The 21,728-nt window shown below is 45.0% G+C and carries 17 protein-coding genes and 1 pseudogene; 8 read left to right on the top strand and 10 right to left on the bottom strand.

The window, feature by feature from the left end; translation table 11 throughout:
* Positions 1-231: 231 nt before the first annotated feature.
* The 7 genes from ACXAGP_RS20950 to ACXAGP_RS20920 all read right to left on the bottom strand — a co-directional run bounded on the left by ACXAGP_RS20950 (position 232) and on the right by ACXAGP_RS20920 (position 5,155).
* Positions 232-564, bottom strand: coding sequence for a hypothetical protein (locus tag ACXAGP_RS20950; RefSeq protein ID WP_475263693.1), 333 nt, complete (start codon positions 562-564; stop codon positions 232-234).
* Positions 565-582: 18 nt separating this feature from the next.
* Complete coding sequence (locus ACXAGP_RS20945; RefSeq protein WP_475263691.1) at positions 583-1,026, bottom strand: hypothetical protein; 444 nt, start codon at positions 1,024-1,026, stop codon at positions 583-585.
* A 99-nt stretch (positions 1,027-1,125) separates the two neighbouring features.
* Positions 1,126-1,710, bottom strand: coding sequence for a hypothetical protein (locus tag ACXAGP_RS20940; protein WP_475263690.1), 585 nt, complete (start codon positions 1,708-1,710; stop codon positions 1,126-1,128).
* A 15-nt stretch (positions 1,711-1,725) separates the two neighbouring features.
* A complete protein-coding gene (locus tag ACXAGP_RS20935; RefSeq protein ID WP_475263689.1) occupies positions 1,726-2,532 on the bottom strand; it encodes a hypothetical protein in 807 nt (268 codons plus the stop codon).
* A 32-nt stretch (positions 2,533-2,564) separates the two neighbouring features.
* Positions 2,565-3,071 (bottom strand): hypothetical protein, encoded by a 507-nt coding sequence (locus ACXAGP_RS20930; protein WP_475263688.1) that lies wholly within the window; start codon positions 3,069-3,071, stop codon positions 2,565-2,567.
* A 209-nt stretch (positions 3,072-3,280) separates the two neighbouring features.
* Positions 3,281-4,033, bottom strand: coding sequence for a LytR/AlgR family response regulator transcription factor (locus ACXAGP_RS20925; RefSeq protein ID WP_475263687.1), 753 nt, complete (start codon positions 4,031-4,033; stop codon positions 3,281-3,283).
* A gap of 27 nt (positions 4,034-4,060) precedes the next feature.
* Complete coding sequence (locus tag ACXAGP_RS20920) at positions 4,061-5,155, bottom strand: sensor histidine kinase (RefSeq protein WP_475263686.1); 1,095 nt, start codon at positions 5,153-5,155, stop codon at positions 4,061-4,063.
* Positions 5,156-5,687: 532 nt separating this feature from the next.
* Between ACXAGP_RS20920 and ACXAGP_RS20915 the strand changes: the two genes are divergently transcribed.
* Positions 5,688-8,615 (top strand): TonB-dependent receptor domain-containing protein, encoded by a 2,928-nt coding sequence (locus ACXAGP_RS20915; RefSeq protein ID WP_475263684.1) that lies wholly within the window; start codon positions 5,688-5,690, stop codon positions 8,613-8,615.
* Positions 8,616-8,780: 165 nt separating this feature from the next.
* Here the strand turns inward: ACXAGP_RS20915 and ppk2 are convergent, their stop codons facing one another.
* Positions 8,781-9,548: a polyphosphate kinase 2 gene (gene ppk2, locus ACXAGP_RS20910; protein WP_475263682.1), complete on the bottom strand. Its 768-nt coding sequence runs from the start codon at positions 9,546-9,548 to the stop codon at positions 8,781-8,783.
* Between the two features lie 155 nt (positions 9,549-9,703).
* On the opposite strand from ppk2, the pseudogene ACXAGP_RS20905 reads away from it, so the two are divergent.
* The 3 genes and pseudogenes from ACXAGP_RS20905 to gpmA form a co-directional block, all read left to right on the top strand.
* Positions 9,704-10,561, top strand: a pseudogene (locus ACXAGP_RS20905) (ATP-grasp domain-containing protein); the annotation flags it as partial.
* Between the two features lie 9 nt (positions 10,562-10,570).
* On the top strand, positions 10,571-10,909 hold the full coding sequence (locus ACXAGP_RS20900; RefSeq protein WP_338294838.1) for a cation:proton antiporter regulatory subunit: 339 nt from the start codon (positions 10,571-10,573) through the stop codon (positions 10,907-10,909).
* Between the two features lie 231 nt (positions 10,910-11,140).
* Positions 11,141-11,887, top strand: a complete 747-nt coding sequence (gene gpmA / locus ACXAGP_RS20895; RefSeq protein WP_475263681.1) for a 2,3-diphosphoglycerate-dependent phosphoglycerate mutase — start codon at positions 11,141-11,143, stop codon at positions 11,885-11,887.
* Between the two features lie 64 nt (positions 11,888-11,951).
* On the opposite strand, the gene ACXAGP_RS20890 is transcribed toward gpmA, so the two are convergent.
* Complete coding sequence (locus ACXAGP_RS20890; RefSeq protein WP_475263680.1) at positions 11,952-13,802, bottom strand: methyl-accepting chemotaxis protein; 1,851 nt, start codon at positions 13,800-13,802, stop codon at positions 11,952-11,954.
* A 163-nt stretch (positions 13,803-13,965) separates the two neighbouring features.
* On the bottom strand, positions 13,966-14,346 hold the full coding sequence (locus ACXAGP_RS20885; protein WP_475263679.1) for a hypothetical protein: 381 nt from the start codon (positions 14,344-14,346) through the stop codon (positions 13,966-13,968).
* A gap of 478 nt (positions 14,347-14,824) precedes the next feature.
* Between ACXAGP_RS20885 and ACXAGP_RS20880 the strand changes: the two genes are divergently transcribed.
* The 4 genes from ACXAGP_RS20880 to ACXAGP_RS20865 all read left to right on the top strand — a co-directional run bounded on the left by ACXAGP_RS20880 (position 14,825) and on the right by ACXAGP_RS20865 (position 21,725).
* Positions 14,825-16,621, top strand: coding sequence for a cellulose binding domain-containing protein (locus ACXAGP_RS20880; protein ID WP_475263678.1), 1,797 nt, complete (start codon positions 14,825-14,827; stop codon positions 16,619-16,621).
* Between the two features lie 5 nt (positions 16,622-16,626).
* Positions 16,627-19,758 carry a DUF1592 domain-containing protein gene (locus tag ACXAGP_RS20875; protein WP_475263677.1) on the top strand — a complete coding sequence of 1,044 codons (3,132 nt, stop codon included), beginning with the start codon at positions 16,627-16,629 and terminating at the stop codon, positions 19,756-19,758.
* Positions 19,759-19,798: 40 nt separating this feature from the next.
* On the top strand, positions 19,799-21,022 hold the full coding sequence (locus ACXAGP_RS20870; protein ID WP_475263676.1) for a DUF1552 domain-containing protein: 1,224 nt from the start codon (positions 19,799-19,801) through the stop codon (positions 21,020-21,022).
* 94 nt (positions 21,023-21,116) lie between these two features.
* Positions 21,117-21,725 (top strand): MarC family protein, encoded by a 609-nt coding sequence (locus ACXAGP_RS20865; protein ID WP_338292603.1) that lies wholly within the window; start codon positions 21,117-21,119, stop codon positions 21,723-21,725.
* The last annotated feature ends 3 nt before the right edge of the window (positions 21,726-21,728 follow it).

Below are 21,728 nucleotides of genomic sequence, written 5' to 3'. Positions count from 1 at the left end.
AAATAAACACACCTCACCAAAAAGCAAAACCTGAATCAAAAAGGCGCTTTTTAGCCCTTAAGCTCCGTTATCAGCAAACCAAAAACAAAATTACGATAACTGGTGTACACCATCTTTAAGGTGGATGTCCTTTTTAGTTCATAACTGGTGTACACCATCTTTAAGGTGGATGTCCTTTTTAGTTCCTCACACCATTTTTAAGGTGGATGTCCTTTTTAGTTCCCGGTTAACTCAAGTAATATATGAGCCAAACGGCCCATATATTACGAGGCCAGACTTCATTGAAGCTTCGAAGTCCATCTGGCTCGGTAAACTATCCAAGTAATCGGGCCAGTTTTCTTGTGCATGCTCTTCCCACGCTCTGCTATCCATTTCATTAATAGGTTGGAGAATTTCTTCTGGATGAAGCCCATCTCCTTGAAGTTTTTTTATTGATTTTTCCGTTGCTTCAACATAGTTTTCACCGCTGGTGTAACAACTAACGTAAGCACCAGATATTTCTGGCGGCATAATTGAGTTTTCCATCCCCTTTACATGAAAGGGGATGATAAATACTTTGACCATTTACTACCTTTTTTAAATCTATAAATCATTAGGATCTATAATCCGCGCACTGCCAGGAACAATAGCATCTCTAAATGCCTGAATTTGCTCTGGAGTTCTTAAACCAAACTGATCAGGAGCCGCTTCAATGTCAACCTTCAATGGTGCTTGAGGATTAAGGCTTGCGCTAGCACTGCGATCATGTACGGATGTTGACCTCAATTTGTTAAGTAGGGAGGCATTAACATCAACCGCTGTAACTGTCGCATTCCCCTGACGATTACCTAAAGCAAAGTCTCTTGCTCTTTCAGGTTGATTGAAGTTTACAAATAACGCCCTCTCTCCGCCTTTTCGAGTAGGAACAACAGGAATAGCTCCATCGCCTAAAATTCTTGGTTCAAAGCCATTAGTATCTACTCGATAAACTGTGAATAAATGGGGTCGGAGTAAAATTAATTTGTAATTCAGCCAGTAAATCAACATTTAGCCTGTTAACACAGATATTTGCCTTGCAATCAGGCTCCGTTCAACAAGCTGCGCCGATTCTGACAATTCCTCTGGCGAACTAGAATGTTTTGTTGTTTAGTTGCCTCGAATGGCCATAGTGACATTATCCATCTTACTCACCTTGTAAGCCACTAGCGAAGACGCTTTTTGATCGGCATTATTTTGTGGTGGTAAGGAACAAGTTATAAAACTATTGGGCATCGATTTGGAACGACTGGCCGTTAGCGATTTAGTTTTGAGGGTCTGTGCCCCTACACTATTACTACTTGCGGTTTCCCCCCAATAGGCCGCAAAGCCCTTTTCGGTATAACTAGACTTACCCAACTGACAAATTACATCCTGTTGTTGGTTGAGATCCGATACCTGGATTTCTGCGGAGAGATAGCCATCAAAGCTTTTATCATTGAGTATTGGGCAGTATATAAAACTACTGCCACTGAGTTGGTCCAGATAATCACCTCGATTGTTATAGTTAAATAACGCACCTGAGCGATCCATGCGCAATTCTTTTGAGCCGGAAAAATAATGACAGTTGTTGGCCAGATATAACTCTTTGGCAGAGGGTTGATTATTGTTTGCTAAACAGATCACCGCATCAGCTTGCACCGATACAAATAGCAAAAACAGTAAGTTTGTTTTTGCAAATTTTCTGGAGTTCATATCTCAATCCTCTCGTTAAGGAAGTATCTCACCGTCTCGGGCGAAAAAGATCGCGCCTTCTCCGTTGTATTCAAAAGATACAAAGGACTCTCCTTGCCAGGGTCTATTCACCATCAGCATTTGTACTTTTTCTTCAACACTTTCTCCCTCTTCCACATAGACTTCCAACTTACACAAACTCATACTGCATTGGCTTTCCTGTAAATGCACCCCAGCAAGCTGCGGTGTTTCATTTAGCATTCTGATCACCTTGGTTTCTATCGTGGTGCTCCACTGAGGATCCGGCGTTTCTTCAGTTAACTGACTTTCGTAAGCATTAATTTGTTGTTGAATGGCAAAGTATTGATTCTGAGTGTCCTGATGTTCGTAATGATCATCAGCTACGGTTTTTCGTTGCGTGCTTTTAAACTCAACTTCAGTGCTACTCAACACATTTATCTCTCGAGTGGGAGTAACTCGAACTTGGTTATCGCGATTGGCTAATTGAAGCAATTGTGTTTCGATATCAGAAAAGCGTTTTTCGTAATTTTCCTGTCGTTCTGCGAGCAAAGCTAACTGTTGATTCATCCTGTCTATTTCATTGACGTAATCAGATTTATTACGACTGTTCTCACCCGATATTGCAATGTTTTTCAGCGTTGCAATTTGCTGTTGAAGCCGAGATTCCATGTCCATTAATTCTGATAGCAATTGGTGGTCGTTATTTTGCCCTTCATCCTGAATAAGGTTTTGGTTCGATGCGGATACCAAATACACAACAACTACGACAAGCATCGTACTTAACGCTAGTAGCAGTTTTTGCGCGGTTCCAACCTGATTCATCTAAGTTATTTCCCTTATTCGCCTGGCAGTAGTTAACGAGATAACTCAGTAACCTGATATGAAACCAGGGAAACCGAATTGTATTCTGAGTAAGGAGGTAATGAGCAACTCAGGCTTGCTTTGGCGTATGAGCTGGAATGAGATTTTAATTGGCTGAGTGTCGTGGTCAGTTCTTGTCGCCCTGCGCCACCATTGCTGGAGGCAGTAGTGCCCCACCTTGAAGTAAAGCGCTGACCGTGCTGCGTACCAGAAACCTGACATGACACCCCTACACCATTTGAGTCATCGTCAATAACAATCACGCTCACTTGTAACCCTGTTAAGGCGTTTCCCTCAGAAACGACAACCGGGCACATTAACGAAACAGATTCCTCTTGATTGATGTTGGAAATGTTGCCGATGTTACTCAGCGTAACGCTATTTAAAGGGCCTGATGATTGATAGCAAAGTGAAGCTGGATAGGACTTAACATTCGTCGCAGCATGCAGCGAAACATTCGCTGACAATACCAAAACTGCAAAAAGTGTGAGGCGATTCATTTCTTACCCCTTATTGTAAATGTTCTGTAAATCCCTGACCTTTTTGTTATCTATTATTCCGCATAAAAAATCAACCACTTTTCACACTTGGCCGGTGAAGAAACCTTGTTTTAATGGTCGTAAGTCAGATGGTATAAGGGCTGAGAAAATGAAAAAAATATTACAATTGCTTTAAGTTTGAAGTTATTGGTGTGCAATTTGTTCAATATTTATGTGAGAATATCCTGTAATTTATCTTTGTATCGACGAGACAACATCAACTGCTCTCCGCTAGTCAATACTACCGTATAGTCACCTTGATAATTCGGTTGTAATTCCGCAACCGAAGAGAGCCTGACAATTGTTGAGCGGTGTATTCTGCGAAATTCTTTGGGGTCGAGGCTTTCTTCCAGATTACTTAACGTTTCTCGATAAAGAATGGAGCCCGTATCTTGTAAGTGTAATTCAGCGTAATTCCCGGCCCCTGAGATGTATTTGACGTTACTGACCTCCACAAAGCGCACCCGCTTGGGCTCGCGAATAACAATACGTTCTTTGTAATCTGTTGATTCTTTTTTTAGCTCGGAATGCAGGGCAGATATATCTCGTTGGTCCAGAAAAGACTGTTCTTCCAGTAATCGTTTAGCTTTGTCTAGTGCCTCGTAAAGACGAATATTTTTGAAGGGTTTAAGCAGGTAGTCTATGGCGTTTAGTTCAAAGGCTTTTACTGCATATTCATCGTAGGCAGTAGTAAATATCACAACTGTTTCTGGAGGGAGTTCCGCTGCCACTTCAACGCCCGTTGCTCTCGGCATCTGAATATCCAAAAATAAAAGTTGCGGACGTTCTTGCCATGCTATTTCCAGGGCTTCTTGACCGTCTTTGGCCTGATAGATTCTGTGAGTCTCATCCTCTTTATTAAGCAGTGCAACGATGCTTTCTCTCGCCAATGGCTCGTCATCGGCAACCAATATCTTTAGCATTTTTTTAGTCCTTCTTATCTATGCCCACTAGACCACATTAACAGGAATGATCAGACTAGTTAAAAAATATCGCTCGGGTAAAGCTTTGAGCTCAAGGCTGTAATTCTGCCCATAAATTCTTTCCAACCTTGCTCGATTGTTCCCTACGCCAATGCCAAAACCACTTTCAGAGGTATTTGTCGGTACCCGGTTGGTAACTTCAAAATGTAGGTTATTGTTTTCTTGAAACAACTTAATATCTATCACATTGCCAGTAGTTTCCAATTGAGCTCCATGTTGAATGGCGTTTTCCACTAGCGGCTGCATCACCATAAAGGGTAATTTGTGCTTTAAAACCTGTTTATCACAATTGAAATTCACTTCTAATTTATCATTAAAACGCATTTGTTGTAGCGCCAGATAGAGTTCAATAAAATCCAGCTCATCTTTAACCGTAACCAATTCTGCATCCCGGTTTTCAAGGATCGTACGTAGCATCACGCTCAAATCACTCAATGAATCGGTGGCATCCTCATGTCTACCGACTCTGATCAAACCGCTAATACCATTTAGGACGTTGAACAAAAAGTGGGGATTAAGCTGAGATTTTAAGGTTTGCAATTCGGCATTCACCAATTCCGTTTTTAATTTTTGGGCATCAAGCTCTTTTATTCTCAAGCGCTGCGAATAATCAAACGCATAGCCAAACGCAAATAACGCAAAAATCAGGATCAGATCGGCATGCCAGGGGGTATTGCGATAGAAATACCCCACCATATTGGTAAAACTGCCCTGTTGCCAATCTTGCGCTAAACCATAGTGTAAAATGGCCATCGACAAGATTTGAATAAACAGGGTGGCGGAAACAACAAACAAGCAGTTAAAAATTGTAAATCGAACCCACCCCAGTTCATTACTGCGAGTTAGAGGGGCAAAAGCCACTAAAAATGGCGCTGCTACAATCGCTGGCAAATACCAGTAAAAAACAGTAGCGGCTGCATTTAACCAACTATCTAGCGATTGTTGGAATATGTTTTCAGCATGGAATTTGAGATTAAAGCTCAATAACGCCTGAATGAGCAGTATCACACTGCAACCTATCCAGATCCGCCAGTTTTTTAATCGAACGATTGCGTCATTCAAGTTTTAACATCCCGTTATTGTCACTGAGGAGAATTAAGCAAAACTTGCACATTAATAATTAAATAGAGTTAAAAGCCTCTTCAATTAAAATTATGAACAAATCTGCCGAATTGAGCAATTTAAGTGATGAGTTTAAGTCGGGTTAAGCGATAAAAACTCATTGCGAACAGACGCATAAGTGCCTGATTTTCGCCATTGTGACTAAAATGACATTATAAAACATACTGTTCATCCCAGAAACAGGTGCATTCGTCACAAATCAAGCAATCTCTTCAAAATAATAGTCGTTTCCTGATGCATTTCCTTACGACAGCTTACCCCTGATTACCTCCCATTTACTGCAGTTTCCCCGCAATTGGTAACGTCGCCAATACTTTCATCCCAGAATTAAGGCCGCTTGTCACTTCCATTCCATCGGCTGCGGATCACCGCTGGTGCTACCCGGAACCAAATCTTAGTTTTGTCTTGCACAAACGCGGAGATAACTGCGGTTATCCCTATTAAAAAAATAAATATCTCGGGGAGATTCAAAATGAAGAATCAGTCTAAAATAGCCAAATCTATTCGATTGGCTCTAACCATAGGCGCAATAACGACAGCGCTTCCAGGGGCTTTTGTATTTGCTCAGGAAGCGGACGCTGAAGAAGAAGCGAGCGGCGTTGAGAAGATAGCAGTAACAGGTTCAAGGATCCGTTCTGCCAATTTAAACTCAGTTTCACCTTTGCAAAGTTTCGATGCTGGTGACATTGATGCTTCCGGTGTAGCCAATCTCCAGGAATTGTTATTAGACAATCCAACTTTTGGTACACCAACTATCAGCAGAACTAATTCTAACTTTAGTACCGCCAGCGCCGGTATTGCTACTGTTGATTTACGTAACCTGGGGACTGCCAGAACGCTGGTCCTGGTTAATGGTCGTCGTTTCGTTTCCGGTCAACCTGGTGAAATGGCCGTTGACATGAATACCATCCCGGCACAATTTATTGAGCGCGTTGAAATCTTAACCGGTGGCGCTTCTTCAGTCTATGGTTCAGATGCTGTGGCAGGTGTTGTCAACCTCATTCTTAAAAACGATTTTGAAGGCGTGGAATTTGAAGGACAGTACGGTCAAAGCTCTGAGGGTGATGATACCGAGCGTCAATTTAGTATCACTACAGGTGCGACAACGGATAGTGGCAAAGGAAACATCATGTTTCACCTGGGCTATACCGACCAAGGTGGCGTATTTTCCAGAGATCGTGAGCGTTCTGCGGTGGACCAGTTTTCCACCTTCCGTTTTACCGGCGATCCAGCTGATGCATTCACCCCTACTCGTCCATTTTTCTCGTCGTATCCGCCACAAGGTCGATTTGATGCTGGCGGAGTAAGATACACCTTTGACAGCAACAATAATTTGCAGGAAGGCTTTAGTACTAACGGCGACGGCACTATTGGCCCCGATGGCTTTAATCGCAGTGACTATCGCAGAATTGCCATCCCTACTGAGCGCTATTTGTTTGCCTCGAAAGGAAGCTATGAGCTTTCAGATAACCATGCCGTATTTTTTGAGGCGAATTATGCTGCTTCGCAAACGGTTACCGAACTGGAACCTTTCCCGTTTGCCTCTGACGACATCTATGCCGATGGTGCAGTACCTTTAGAATTTGATGTTAATGGTACAATTTTAACTAACCCTTATGTGCCTGATGAAATCCTTAACTCTGCGGTAGATGTTAATGGTGATGGGTTAAGGGATTTAGATTTCTTCGCCAAACGTCTGTTGGGTGTTGCCAATCGCGGTAATATCGCGGATAGGGACACCTTTAGATTTACCTTGGGTTTTGAAGGCGAACTGGTTAATGACTGGTTCTATGACATTTACTATGTATACGGTCAAACCAAAGAAGCTCAGATTTCCAGTGGTCAGGTTAATGTTCAAAACTTCCGCTATGCCTTGGAAGCAGTTACAGATACCTTGGATTTAGATGAAGATGGTATTACTGATGAAGCCATCTGTGTAGACGAAACGGCTCGCAGTTTCGGTTGTGTTCCCATCGATATCTACGGCTTTGGCTCCATTACGCCAGAGGCCGCGGCCTACATCAACGCACCGGGCATGCTGTCATCCTTTATCTCTCAGGAAATCTTTGGTGGTAACATCAGCGGTGATGCCTTTGAACTTCCTGCAGGTCCGCTTGGCGTCGCTGTGGGTTTTGAATATCGCGAAGAAACCAGTCGCGACGAGTTCGACGCTTTACAACAAGCTGGCTTAAACGCAGGTAACGCTATTCCGGCCACCAAAGGTGAGTTTGATGTTACCGAATTCTACATTGAGACCAACATCCCGATAATTGAAGATGTTACGGCAAGAGCAGCTTATCGAACTTCAGATTACTCTACTGTGGGTAGCACATCCAGCTGGAATGTGGGCTTTGATTGGCAGATTACCGATTGGATGCGCTTGCGTGCTATTGAGGCAGAATCTGTGCGCGCACCTAATATCAACGAACTGTTTTCACCGCCGAGTCAAACCTTCCCACCGGATCTGAACGATCCTTGTGCTGGTGTGACTGCTTCAGATACAGGCACTGTTGCCGACAGATGTAAAGCCGACCCAGGCATAGCGGCAAATATCGCGGCCAATGGCGCTTTTACCCTAAATCAATCAGATATTCAGGGTATCAGTGGTTTCAACCGCGGTAACGCCAACCTGATAGAAGAAACGGGTAAGTCTACAACCATAGGGTTGGTATTTACACCAGATGGCATGTTAGAAGATTTTGGTTTGACTATCGATTATTTTGATATCGAAATCGAAAACGCCATCGTACCTACACCAAGACAATTCATTCTTGATCAGTGTTACGGTGGTGATCAAAGCTTCTGTCAGTTTATCACTCGCCGTGCAGCACCTTTGGGCACCAATAGCGCCGGATCACTGGAGTTCATTGACAGTGCTGACTCAAACAGTGGTGGTGAAGTCAACGAAGGTGTAGATTTAACCCTAACCTATTCTGGTAACGTCGGCCCAGGCAGATTAAACAGTCGCCTTGCTTATACTTATGTAATTGAAGGTGGTGTAGTACCTCTACCCGGTACTGCAGCCGATCCTTACGTGGGTGAAATTGGCGCTTCTGAGCACCGTGCCAACCTGAATGTGTCATACGACTGGGACGCATGGTCTGTCAGTATGGGCGCAACCTATATCGGCTCTGCTGCTTTTGATGATCAGTTCCTGGCTGGTTTTGATCTTGCCCCAGGTGCAATCGAGGTGGGCTCAGAGGTCTACGTTGATACGCAGGTAACCTATCAGCTGACAGATACTGTGGAGTTGTTTGCCGGTGTAGACAACCTGTTTGACCCTGAACCGCCAGCGATTTTAAGTGGAATGGCCAGTAGCGATACCGGAACGGAAACCGAAGCGGGCACCTATGATCCTGTAGGGCGTCGCTGGTATTTGGGTGCACGAGCCCGTTTCTAACGGTTAATGAGAATTTCAAACAAAGGACTGTTTGACTATTGCAAGCCAACTGAAAAGTTGGTCTTGTACACCCCCTGACAGAGTCCAGGACGGACTCGCCTCAGGTTTCATTAAATGTTGTGTTCTTTGCCCCAATTCTATTGTAATTGGGGCTTTTTTATTGCTTTAAAAAATTTCAGGAACCCATTTTAACTCTCGTACTGGAGGGCGTTGATAGGTTTCTCTATCAATCTCCGGGAGTGTTATTGCCTCATGATTGATCTTTCGGTAATCGATTTGTTCCAGAAAATGAGATATGCAATTCAATCGAGCAGATTTTTTGCAATCCGCATTTACGATATACCAAGGAGAGGATTCAGTATCAGTGTGCTCCAGCATCGCGTCTTTTGCTTTGGAATATTCAACCCAGTGCTTACGCGCCTCAAGGTCCATTTCAGAGAACTTCCAGCGCTTTAGAGGATTGGAAAGCCGTTCTTTGAAGCGTTTTTCCTGTTCCTCATCAGAAACAGAGAACCAATACTTCAGCAACACAATTCCTGAACGCAACAACATGTTCTCAAACACAGGGCAAGAAACAAGAAAATCCTGATATTCCTTTTCCGTGCAAAACCCCATGACTTTTTCAACCCCGGCTCGGTTATACCAGCTGCGATCAAACAGCACGATTTCACCTGCTGCCGGTAAATATTGGGCATAACGCTGGAAATACCATTGGGTCTTTTCTCTATCAGAAGGCTTGCCCAGCGCCGCGATTTTCACCACTCTGGGATTTAGTCGCGCCGTAATGGCTTTGATTGCCCCGCCCTTACCCGCGGCATCTCTTCCTTCAAATAGCACCACAACTTTCAGGCCGGTACGCACCACCCAATCTTGCAGGTAGGTGAGTTCCAGCTGTAGCCTTTTGAGTTCTTTCTCGTATCTTTGTTTCTTCATTAGCCAATTAATCTGTGGATAAAAACATGCGCTTTTCAATTGTTTAAGCTTAGGGGCTGTTTTGATGAGAAAGCAAGTTCAATTAAATAGCAAACATCACTAACTTTTTTCACCACTCTGATCTACCATTGTGGCAATTGATAAGGAGAGCCTTTATGAAATTGGCAATATTGTCCCGTTCCCCCAATATTTACAGTACTCGAAGATTAAAAGAGGCAGCCAAAGACCGTGGTTTCGACGTAAAGGTGTTGGATACCCTAAAGTTTGCTATTGACCTCAAACAAGGTGATCCCGACCTGTATTACAAACAAAAAGAAATCGCCGACTTTGATGCTGTTTTGCCAAGAATTGGCGCTTCCATTACTTATTATGGCACTGCAGTAGTACGTCAATTTCAAGAGATGGATGTGTTTTGTGCCAATACCGCCCACGGCATCATTAATTCACGCGATAAACTGCGCAGTTTACAAGTGCTTGCCAGGCATCATATCGGGATCCCCGAAACCACGTTTGTGCGTGACAAGAAAGATGTTTTACCTGCCATAGAGCGTGTTGGTGGTGCCCCGGTTATTATTAAACTCATAGAGGGCACTCAAGGCATTGGGGTATTGTTGGCAGATACGGTAAAACAAGCCGAAGCTATCATTGAGCTTTTACAAAGCCAAAAGCAAAACGTACTTATTCAAAAGTTTGTTGCGGAGAGTCGTGGTAAAGACATTCGAGCTTTGGTGGTTGGCGATCGCGTCGTTGCCGCCATGCGTCGCGTGGCTCAAGGTCAAGAATTCAGAAGCAATGTGCATCGCGGAGGAATAGCAGAACAAGTCGAGCTATCCGAGGAATACGAGCAGGCGGCCATCCGTTCAGCACAAATACTGGGGCTGCGTGTCGCAGGTGTGGATATGCTTGAGAGCTCTAAGGGGCCGCAAATCATGGAAGTGAACTCTTCACCTGGACTTGAAGGCATTGAAAATTGCACTCAACTGGATATCGCTGGTGCCATCATTGATTACATTGCCGCTCAAGTGGATTTCCCGGAAATAGATATTCGTCAGCGCCTTACCGTCAGCAAAGGTTATGGGGTGAGTGAGATCTATGTCCCTGAGGGTTCAAATTACGTGGGTAAAAAGCTGGCAGAAATCGGATTGTCAGAGAAAGACCTCAATGTACTGACGTTATACCGTGGTAATAAGGTGATACCTAACCCTAAATCCGAACGTGTTCTTGAGAAAGAAGATAAATTGCTTTGCTTCGGTAAACTGGAATCCATGCGCGGCATGGTGCCGGTAAAAGCTCAGCGCAAACGTTCACCCAAAATTCAAGACTTGCCAGATACTGAAGTTACCAGAGACAGTAACGGTTAGTCATTTTTATAACGCAGCAGTACCAGCATAGAGCTGGAACTGCTGCGGTTATATTTCCCTGCACTTTACTTTCTTGTTCGCTTCGAAATTTATCTGGTCTGAATTGCCATTTAGCCCATGACAGCAGCAACGGCTTTGTTTACACTAGCTGCATCAACCGCTTGCCACCCTACTAAGCGCACAAAATCCAAATAAACCCAAATATCTCTCAGTGTTAAAGGAGACATGTAGATGTATAAACTCGTACTTATTCGTCATGGTGAAAGCACATGGAACAAAGAAAACCGCTTTACTGGCTGGCATGATGTCGATTTGACTGAAACTGGCGTGGCTCAAGCAAAAATGGCCGGTAAGCTGCTAATGGAAAATGGTTTCAGTTTTGACCTGGCTTTCACTTCAGTGTTAACTCGCGCCATGCGCACACTGTGGATTGCACTGGACGAAATGAACGAGCTGTACACTCCTGTAGTGCGTCACTGGCGTTTAAACGAACGCCACTATGGTGCATTAACTGGTTTGAACAAAGCTGAAACGGCAGAAAAGCACGGTGAAGACCAGGTAAAAATCTGGCGCCGTAGTTTTGATATTCCGCCTCCGGCCGTGGAAGAATCGGATGAGCGCTTTCCCGCACATGACAAGCGTTACGCCGGCATTGATCCACGCATATTGCCAAAAGCGGAAAGTTTAGCGCTAACCATCGACCGTGTTTTGCCTTACTGGCACGACACCATCGTTCCTGAAATCCGCGGCGGTAAAAAAGTCATTATCGCGGCCCATGGCAATAGCTTACGCGCTTTGGTTAAGTACCTGGATGACATGTCGGATCAAGAAGTGTTGGAGTTGAATATCCCGACAGGTGTACCACTGGTTTATGAACTAGACGAAAACCTGAAGCCGTTGAGCAAACAATATCTTGGCGATCCTGAACAAATTAAAAAGATGATGGATGCCGTTGCTAATCAAGGCAAATCTAAATAGCCGGTTAGAGCAATAAAAAAAGCCGCTTCAATTGAAGCGGCTTTTTAGTTTCTGCAGTAATCGTTTAATTCACTTTAAAACGAGACAGGTTGTTATCAATCTGTTCACTAAGTATGTGCAACTCATCAGACTGCGTTGTGGCCTGATGTACATTTTCTGCCAGCTGATTAGAGGCATCGTGAATGGCCGTGGCAATGCGATTTATCTCTTCTGTTGAGGTGTACTGCTCGCGAGACGCGTTGGCAATGGTATTGGCTCTTCCCGAGATATCTTCAATCGCTTCGGCAATTCGCATCAAACTACTAGTCACTTCTTGAGCGCTTGTGCCTGTTTCTGCCGTGAGGGCTTTGCTGTCTTCCATAATACTCACAGCATTTTGAGTTTGTTCCTGGAGCTCTTTGATCACATTCTGGATTTCACCTGTCGCTTCATGGGTTCTGCCTGACAGGGCTCGAACCTCATCTGCAACCACAGCAAAGCCTCGACCTTGTTCGCCGGCGCGCGCAGCCTCAATGGCGGCATTTAGCGCCAGTAAGTTGGTTTGCTCAGCAATACCTTGAATTGTGGCCAAGATACTATTGATTTGCTGTCCTTGTTCATCAAGGCGATTAATGGCAACAGTAGTGTCGTCAATCTGTTTAGTTAAGCGTTCCATACGCATCTTGTTTTCTTCTGCGTTTTTCATGCCATTATTACCTTCTTCAGCGGCACTTTGTGCAGCTGAGGCGGTGTCTGTGGCATTGTCAGCAACATGAGATGAGGTAGTAGACATCTCATTGATGGCTGCAGCAACCTGACTAATTTCAGACTGTTGCAATTGAATGGCGCTATTATTGTTTTGCGCATTGTCACGGGCTGAATTAGACAGGGCTGTCAGTTGTGTTGACGACGCCATAGTATCAGCCACAAGGTCGTGAATGATGGAAACAAAGCGATTAAAAGACTGACTCAAGCGCCCTATTTCGTCGTTACTGGCGACATCCAGACGACGGGTGAGATCGGCATCGCCTTTACAGATATCGGACATGGCTTTGTTTAGGGTGAGCAGCGGTTGCAACAGGTATGAAATCATGAAACCAGAAACCAACACGACCATGGCGATGGTAACCGCAGAAATGAGAATATTGGTGAAAGCAATCATACCCAAACCGGACATGGCATCAGACTCTTCCATAGCTAATAGTAACTTCCAATCAACACCATCAATGTCAAAGGTAGCGGCAAGCCAGTTTTTGTCTTTTATCTCTATTTCTTGAGCTGTATTGTTTAAGCGAACACCACGCCCCATGCTGGACAAGGATTTACCTACCATAGATTTATCCGGGTGAACCAGGAATTTGCCTTCGCCATCAATGAGCGCAGCGTAGCCAGACTCACCAATCTTCACCCCAAGTACTTCATTAACCACATCGCTTAACTCAACATCCGCCGCTATAACATCCGCATCCGCTGGTTGAGCAAATGTCATCACGATATTACCGGAGCTGGCATCTTGATATGGTGGGGTTACGATTTGCTTGCGCGCTTGCTGTGCTTGTTGATACCAAGGGCGAGAACGCGGATCGTAATCTGCAGGTAAATTAATCGCGGGATAAGTCAGCATCCTGCCGTCCGCCGCCCCTACATACATGACTTCAAATTTTCCCGCTAACTGTCCTTGCTGCACGGTGTTTTGAATATCGTTACCCAATTGCAACGCCTCTGCCGCACCAGAGACTATTTGGCTTTTAACTTTAAACCAGTTTGAAACGAATCGTGTCGTATTTTCGCCTGTCCTTGCGATGATTTCCGTGACACTTTCTTTCAGGCCTGAACGGGCCTGCATATAATTGACGATGCCGTTAATAGTTACCAATACGAAGACGGCAACCCCGACACTCAACATAAGCCTTGCTCGGATACTTATGGAGTTCATTGCTTGTTTCCACGTTTACATCAGCTACAGCTGATTATTGTTGTTTTATTATATGGTTATGCGTTGATTTGTCTGTTGTGACAAATTCGAACTTGGCAGATTACTCAAAGGGCGTAAGGATTAAAAGGTATTCCTGGCAAAAAAACGCTTTTTCCACCTGATTTCACCCAATATCCTTATTATCTGCTGATTTAAGTTTTTTTTGATAAGCTCTGCGCAAATTGTGTTCTATCACCTCAGACAAGGTGAGTCGGCCTCCATCCGATAACAGGCTTAGCATTTGATGAGCTTGCTCTGACACAGTTATATTTTTGCCCTTATCGCGCATCCGGGTTTTGCGAATTGAGCTATTTAACTTTTGTTTTTGCTCATCATTTAAATGGGCGGCAATCCAGTCATGCCAGGCAGCAAACTCATCGGGTAACTGATGCAAATTAGCTATCGCATCATTTTTAGTTTGATAATCAATGCCCGACCAAAACGATGGCCGGGAAACTGCTCGCAACAAATACTGCTGTACAGAAAAAAGTTCAGATGCTTTCAAAAACAAGACCTAAGAAGGGGTTGTTACCTGTCACGAATTGTATTTCGTGACAGGTAACAAATGCAAGTCAGGAATAAAATACCGAACAAAATTAATAGAAGGCGTAGGTCTGTTTTAGTTATTATTTTTAATCGTCAGGTATTGAATTTTAAAACTCAGTTTGAGGACTTTCCCTGCACAATTATGCGTTTCTGTTCTGACTAAACACTGCATAAAAACACATTGTGTAATCAATTTTTTACACCAACAGTGAATGAATCCTTTATCGCTGCTGGGCTTAGTGACAATCAATCGTTGAAAGCACGCTAAAAATCAATATTGGCCTCCACATTCTCCATATTTATCCGCGCAATATTTATACCCTTAATAGTATATTAAGGTACAACTCAGCCCCCCATAGGTATGAGTTTTGATATTTTTTTTAACCCAACTCCTGACATAGGATCCAGTTATTAACAACTGAACAGGTTTAATTGCCATGTTGGGATCGAAAAAGCCTTCAGGTATTCGATGCTTATTATTGATGGGTATCGTATCAAGCAGCTCTGGCTGGGCTGCACAATGTGAATTTAATGTAGAGAACGAATGGAACTCAGGTTTTACCTCCTCAGTTAAAATAACTAACGATGGAGAGCAAACCATAACGGGATGGCAAGTGGGACTGGCCTATTCACAAGGCTCAACAGTCACTGGAGCCTGGAACTCCAGCTTCACTGGAAGCAACCCCTACACTTTTACGAACGCCAGTTACAACCAAACCATTAACCCAGGAAGCAGTGTTACGTTTGGCTTTAACTCGCAAAAAGGAACGCCAGGAGAAAATTCTGAGAGCCCAATCCTGTCCGGTATTTGTGATAACGATAGTGTGGTAATGGCGCCGGAAGCTATCATCGAGCAAGATGTTGTAGAAGGGCAAATTCCACTTACAGTGAATTTTGATGGCGCTTCTTCGGTCTCTCAAAGTAGTGAGATATCCCAGTGGCTCTGGAATTTTGGTGATGGGCAATCTGGCAGCGGTGCTGAAATCTCTCACACATACGAAAGCGCCGGTAATTATCAGGTACAGCTCACAGTCGTTGATGACAATGGCGAATCATCTCCGGCTAGCGTTACCATTGTTGCTACAGAACCCGAGCCTGAAAGCGGTATGTGCGAATTTTTTGTTGAGCACGAGTGGAATTCAGGCTTTACCGGCAAGGTACGCATAACCAATCAAAGCCCCTATACCGCTAATTCATGGACAGTGATCATGGCTTTTTCGGACAATACCATGGTAACGGGAACGTGGAACTCGGCTTATACTGGTAACAATCCTTACAACATTCACAATGCCAGTTATAACAGCACTATTTCACCAGGTAGTTTTGTTGAATTTGGCTTCAATGCCCAAAAAGATAATAACCAAGGTGACGTAACTATACCTTCGCTAAGTGGTTTTTGTGATGGCGTAGCACCACCTCCAAATACCCCACCCGTTGCCATTGCTTCTTCATCGGCAACTTCCGGCAATGTACCACTGACGTTGGACTTTTCAGGTAGTGACTCTTCGGATGCCGACAATGACCCTCTGACCTTTCATTGGATGTTTGGTGACGGCAACAGTTCTACCAGCGCTAACCCAACCCATATTTTTACAGAACCTGGAGACTATCAAGTACAACTGACTGTCAGCGATGGCAACAGTGAAACCCACGCAGAGGCCATTAATATTAGGGTATTCGACACCATGACAGGTGAACCGCAGGATTACCAGCTTGATACAGCTAACTCTGCACTGTGGTTTGTTTCGACGAAAAAACTCCATATCCTGGAAAGTCATACTTTCACTGAAATAGCTGGAGAGTTAACCACTCAGGGTGATGCCAGTTTGAGAATTAGCCTCGCCAGTGTCGACACAGGCATTGCAACACGTGACCAGCGCATGCGCGACCACCTGTTTGACACGGCGACATTCAGTGAGGCCGAAGTACTTCTCAGTTTCGATGCCGAGCAAATCAGCGCTATGGCTGTTGGTACCAGTGAGTTTTTAACTGTTGAAGCCCTACTCAATCTGCATGGTCTATCAGTTCCAGTCTCTGCCAACTTGCGCGTGAGCAAGTTAAATAGCGGTAATTTACTGGTGGTAAATACTCAGCCCATCATTATCAACGCTACAGACTTTAACCTGGACGCACGTATCGAAACGCTTAAAGAATTGGCGGGCCTGGCTTCAATCAGCTATGCCGTGCCGGTGAACTTCCACCTGCTGTTTCAACCACAAGCTGCACAGGAGTAAGCAACATGAAATGTTTAGCATTGCAAAATAAAACGCTGTGCCTGAGTTACCTTGCGGTCAGCTTGTTCTCTTTACCCGGGTTAAGCCAGGCAGCCACTTGTTCCTGGGATGTTGTTGATGAGTGGAACAACGGATTCAAAGCTGAGATCACCATAACTAACCAAAATGAACCTGCTTTCAGTGATTGGCAGTTAGCCTGGAAATTTAGTGATGGCAGCACGCTTGTTAACAGTTGGAATGCAACATTCAACTGCAACGGCAATGAATGCACTGCGACGCCACCATCATGGCAGCCAGTGATCAACGAAGGCCAGTCGTACACCTTTGGGTTTGTTGCCAATAAAGGTGGTGATAGCGCGGATACTACTATGGTGATAAGTGGTGATGTATGCACTGATGCACCGCTGTCAGAAACTGATGCAGGCCAGTCTGATGATTGGTTATTAAATGCCGAAAACTCCCGATTAACCTATGTTTCAGTTAAAAAGGAACATACCGCTGAAATCAATAGCTTTACCGCGGCTCAAGATGAACCACCGGCACTATCGGGCTCCATTGATGAAAACGGTGAAGCGCTGTTGCGCATCGATTTAACCGATGTGGCAACAGGCGTAGACATCCGTAACAGTCGCCTGCAATCTCTATTGTTTGAGACGCTATACCTGCCAGATGCCTGGTTTAGCTTGCAGCTAGGAGAAGACTACCTTGCTCAACTCCAGTCGGGTGAAGTATCACAAGATTCCATTACCGGCGAGTTGTCTTTGCACGGGATTCGTCTTGATGTCAGCGCTCAAGTGTTGGTAAGCAAAATATCAGCCACTGAGCTATCCGTAAGCAACATTCAACCTGTCATTATTGATAGCAAAAGCTTCGATATGGATGCCGGTATCGAAGCGTTGCGCATTGTCGCCAATCTGACCTCAATCGGTGAAGCTGTGCCCGTCTATTTCAATTTAGTGTTTGAAAAAGCCAACCCTGACAATGTTCCGTTATTGATGCCGCCAGCCCCGGCAGACCCTGAGTCACTCACAGCTAACTTTAATACTGATGACCTGGAGGCTGAATTAACCTGGCAGGATAAAAGCACAAATGAATCGCAGTTTATTGTGCGTCGCAAACCAGCAGAGGGCCGTTGGCAAACCATTGCAGAACTGTCTTCCAACGTAAACCAGTTAAGTGAAGGTTTACCCGACGAAGGACAGTACAGTTATAAGGTTATCGCACTCAATGACAGTGTACCCTCCCTGGCTACAAACACTGCCACGGTTGAAGTCACCCAGGGCAACCCAATTGTGCGCGGACAATCCATTTTCATGGAGCAATGCGCGGGATGTCACGGTGTTAATGGCGAGGGTGTTGGCAGTTTCCCTGCTCTTAACACCGAAATGGATTTGTCTACCATGATCAATACCATTGTTACCTCCATGCCATTTGGCAGTCCTACCTCTTGCGGTCAGAGTTGTGCCGAGGATGTCGCCGCTTTTATTGAAACCTTATGGGTAACAGAGCTTACTTGTGACACCAGCTTAACGCCCGTTAGTTATGGTGCCAGACAGCTCAAGATATTAACGCAACAAGAGTATCAAAACAGTATTGAGGACCTTATCGGTATCGATTATGTCGTTGCAGATGGGCTATCTGCTGATAATAAAATTGGCTTTTTTACCAACAATACCCATGCTTCTTTTGTGCCTTCTTCATACAGTAACTTTTTACTGGTTGCAGAAGAAGTGGCGCACTGGTCGGCTGAACAGGATTTTGCCCCGGCACTTAGCTGCGCGGCTATCGATCTAGATTGTGCTCAATTGATGATTGATGAATTGGCGCCTAAAATATTCCGCCGTCCATTAGATGTTAATGAAAACTCTACCTGGCTTAGCATTGCCAATGGCAGCGAAACCAATGGTGATATAAAAGCCGGAATGCAACTGGCATTAGAAGGCCTGTTGTCGTCTCCACAATTCTTATACCGACATGAACTCGGTGAGCCAAATCCTGAGAATCCTTCATTGGACGCCGACGCATTCGAATTAACCTCTTGGGAAATGGCCACCTTTTTAGCCTACACCTTCACCGGCTCCACTCCAGATGAAACACTGCGCGAAGCCGCCGCAAAGGATGAATTGCGCGATACAGCAAATATCATTGCGCAAGCCAACCGACTCGCAGGCCAGGCCGAAGGTATTCTGGGACAGTTTATTGGCAGCTGGCTGGGTACTGGAGAACTTGAATTATCCGCAAAAGATACGGATGTATGGCCGGGTTTTGCCAGTTTAGTGCCTGATATGAAGCAAGAGCTAAATCAAACTTTTGCCTATGTGATGCTAGATAATGAAGAATCCTTTAACTCACTGTATGCTGGAAATTTTACCTTCCTCAATCAAACATTGGCACAGCACTATGGAATAGATGGCGTAAGCGGTGACGAATTTCGCAAAGTAACCACGTCCGATAGAGGCGGGATCTTGGCTAACGGCGCCTTCATGTCTCGCTGGGGCGAAGCGGTTGAAACCTCCCCCATCCTTCGCTCTGTTCGAGTCAGAAGAAGAATGATGTGTCAGGATCAGCCGGATCCGCCAGCAGGAACCTTTGCTGCCCGTGAAGCAAAACTGGCTGAATTGTCCGAGTTTCTGCAAGACCCTGAAACTACCAACCGAATGAAGTACCACCGACTCACTGAAGATGCGCCTTGTACCAATTGTCATACCCAATATATCAATCCTCTGGGATTCGGCATGGAAGATTTTGACACGACTGGTCGTATCAGAAGCAGCGATTTACAAGGTAATACCATAGATGCAAACGGCGAACTCTATGCGCCTGAAAGATACAGTGATATTGACCAATTTCTGCCGTTTTTGGGCGCCAAAGGCCTTGGGCAAGTGCTGACAGGATTAGACTCTGCGCAATCATGTTTACCCAAACAAATGTTTCGCTTTGTGATGGGCGTTGGTCACCAGGAAATAGACCCAAGCAATCCCGACAGCAGTGCTATGAGTGAGATGGAGCAAGCTGGCTATGCTTGCGAGGTGGAAGATTTAACCGATGCACTGATGAATGAAAGTCCCCGCGCCATGTTCGAACGTTTTGGTTCTCTTGAATCAGTGCGTTACCGAAAAGCCTGGGCTCGCGACTGAGCCCCTTTCAAATCAAGGTAGACGTAAAGAGGATTAAACCATGAAACAAGCAAAATTCAGATCGAACGTATTTAATCGCCGTGACCTGTTAAAAACCATGGCGGCAACGGGTATTACCCAAACACTGTTGCGGGCATCGCCACTGATGGCGGGTATTCTACACGCGCGAAATGTCGAAGCCCAGGCAAGCAGCACACCTGATAAAACTGTTGCTATCTACATTCCCGGCGGCGGCGTGCACAGATTATGGGCACCATCAGGCAGTGGTGAGGATATGGTCATGGCGCCCATGTCAGCGGCCTATGATTCGGTTAAAACCGAATGTAACTTTTTACTCAATATGTCTCATGCCAATGCCGGCCATGGCCGCATGCCAGTGGTACTGGCCAATAGCTGGGGTGGTGACAGTTATGATGTGGTAATGGGACGAGCTCTTGGGCCCGCTTTGCCTTTTACCTATGTTAACCTAGGCGTGCATAGTAACGGCCAGGGCGCGCTGACCAAAGACAACCGGAACCAAATACCTTTTGAAGACAACCCTTTTACCGCGTTTCGTCTTTTGTTTGGTAACGTGAATGCCAACCCGAAAACGGCGATTTTGGATGCCCATGCTCAGGCGGCAAACGCCATTAAAACTAAATTAGCCGGTTACGAGACTCAACGCCTGGATGACCACCTGGATGCCATTTCAGACACGCAACGTCGTTTAGATGATTTATCTGGCGGCAGCACCTGTTCCATCGCACCAGATGCAACTGAGTTTACCTTGTCTCATGATACGTTTACCCAGCAGGCGCACCTGCAAGCTGACATCGCAGTCGCCGCATTAACCTGTAACCTGACATCATCGGTTTCTATCGGTTTTGGCAACCATCAATCCGAGTTCCGACTGCCTGGGCTGAACTACCAAGGTATCTATCACCAGTCTATTCACGGCGGCAGCAATGGTCAGGAAAATTACCCTTATTACGTTGAAATGCGTAATCACCTGGGTAGTTTTACCGCCTATCTGATCAACAAACTCAGAGCCGCAGGAATATTAAACAGCACAGTTGTGGTAGAAACAACGGATATGGGCCATGCAGATTTACACAGTAATAGCGATGTGCCATTGATGATCGCTGGCGGCGGCAGCAGCATCAACCGAGGCGTTACGACCGCGGCAGGTAGCAGTTACGATCATTGGGATTTACTACATACTGCCGCCAAGGCCTGCAATGTTGATTTAGGTTATGGAAAGGAAATTCCCGGCGTACTAACTTAATCTTCAAATACTTGAATTTTCAAACACTTGGAAAAGATACAGTATGGTCTACAATAGGCCATGCTGCGTCGCTTTTTACTACAGGAACATCGTTTTGGAAATTCTTGACTCCATCATTTCACTTACCTTGGTACTGCTATTTGTAATCGACCCATTCGGTAACGTTCCCATTATCCTTTCCGTATTAAAAGATGTGCCCAAAGAGCGCAAACGCAAAATTATCTTTCGCGAAACTATCATAGGTTTGTGTTTATTACTTATTTTTCTGTTCTTCGGAGAAAGCTTCCTGAAATTATTTGGCCTTCAGGCTGAAGCGGTAACAATCGCCGGCGGTGTGATCTTGTTTGTAATTGGCATAAAGATGATTTTCCCACCGCCAAAAGGCCAGAGTATTTTTGGCGGTCAGGGAGAACCCTTTGTAGTGCCTATTGCCATGCCCATGATTGCCGGCCCGTCAGCGCTCGCAACACTCATGGTAATGTCGAAAACCTCACAATTAAGCCTGCCTATGTTAACGCTATCCGTCATGATAGCCTGGACCATCACCATGCTGGTTTTGCTGTCAGCACCATTTATGCTCAAAGTATTAAAAGACAAAGGGTTGTTAGCGCTTGAGCGGCTGATGGGGATGTTACTACTCATTATGTCAGTACAAATGTTTATCAACGGTGTCTTTGGGCTGTTACAAAAAGCACCGATTTAAAGG

The sequence above is a fragment of the Planctobacterium sp. AWM4_229 genome, from assembly GCF_056160305.1.
The sequence above is the reverse complement of the archived record's forward strand: the minus strand, read 5'-3'. Positions and strand labels throughout refer to the sequence as shown.

What these genes read in the sequence shown, in the direction of transcription:
- ACXAGP_RS20950 (WP_475263693.1), bottom strand. Translation starts at nt 564, where the DNA reads ATGGTCAAAGTATTTATCATCCCCTTTCATGTAAAGGGGATGGAAAAC.
- ACXAGP_RS20945 (WP_475263691.1), bottom strand. Translation starts at nt 1,026, where the DNA reads ATGTTGATTTACTGGCTGAATTACAAATTAATTTTACTCCGACCCCAT.
- ACXAGP_RS20940 (WP_475263690.1), bottom strand. Translation starts at nt 1,710, where the DNA reads ATGAACTCCAGAAAATTTGCAAAAACAAACTTACTGTTTTTGCTATTT.
- ACXAGP_RS20935 (WP_475263689.1), bottom strand. Translation starts at nt 2,532, where the DNA reads ATGAATCAGGTTGGAACCGCGCAAAAACTGCTACTAGCGTTAAGTACG.
- ACXAGP_RS20930 (WP_475263688.1), bottom strand. Translation starts at nt 3,071, where the DNA reads ATGAATCGCCTCACACTTTTTGCAGTTTTGGTATTGTCAGCGAATGTT.
- ACXAGP_RS20925 (WP_475263687.1), bottom strand. Translation starts at nt 4,033, where the DNA reads ATGCTAAAGATATTGGTTGCCGATGACGAGCCATTGGCGAGAGAAAGC.
- ACXAGP_RS20915 (WP_475263684.1), top strand. Translation starts at nt 5,688, where the DNA reads ATGAAGAATCAGTCTAAAATAGCCAAATCTATTCGATTGGCTCTAACC.
- ppk2 (WP_475263682.1), bottom strand. Translation starts at nt 9,548, where the DNA reads ATGAAGAAACAAAGATACGAGAAAGAACTCAAAAGGCTACAGCTGGAA.
- gpmA (WP_475263681.1), top strand. Translation starts at nt 11,141, where the DNA reads ATGTATAAACTCGTACTTATTCGTCATGGTGAAAGCACATGGAACAAA.
- ACXAGP_RS20890 (WP_475263680.1), bottom strand. Translation starts at nt 13,802, where the DNA reads ATGAACTCCATAAGTATCCGAGCAAGGCTTATGTTGAGTGTCGGGGTT.
- ACXAGP_RS20880 (WP_475263678.1), top strand. Translation starts at nt 14,825, where the DNA reads ATGTTGGGATCGAAAAAGCCTTCAGGTATTCGATGCTTATTATTGATG.
- ACXAGP_RS20875 (WP_475263677.1), top strand. Translation starts at nt 16,627, where the DNA reads ATGAAATGTTTAGCATTGCAAAATAAAACGCTGTGCCTGAGTTACCTT.
- ACXAGP_RS20870 (WP_475263676.1), top strand. Translation starts at nt 19,799, where the DNA reads ATGAAACAAGCAAAATTCAGATCGAACGTATTTAATCGCCGTGACCTG.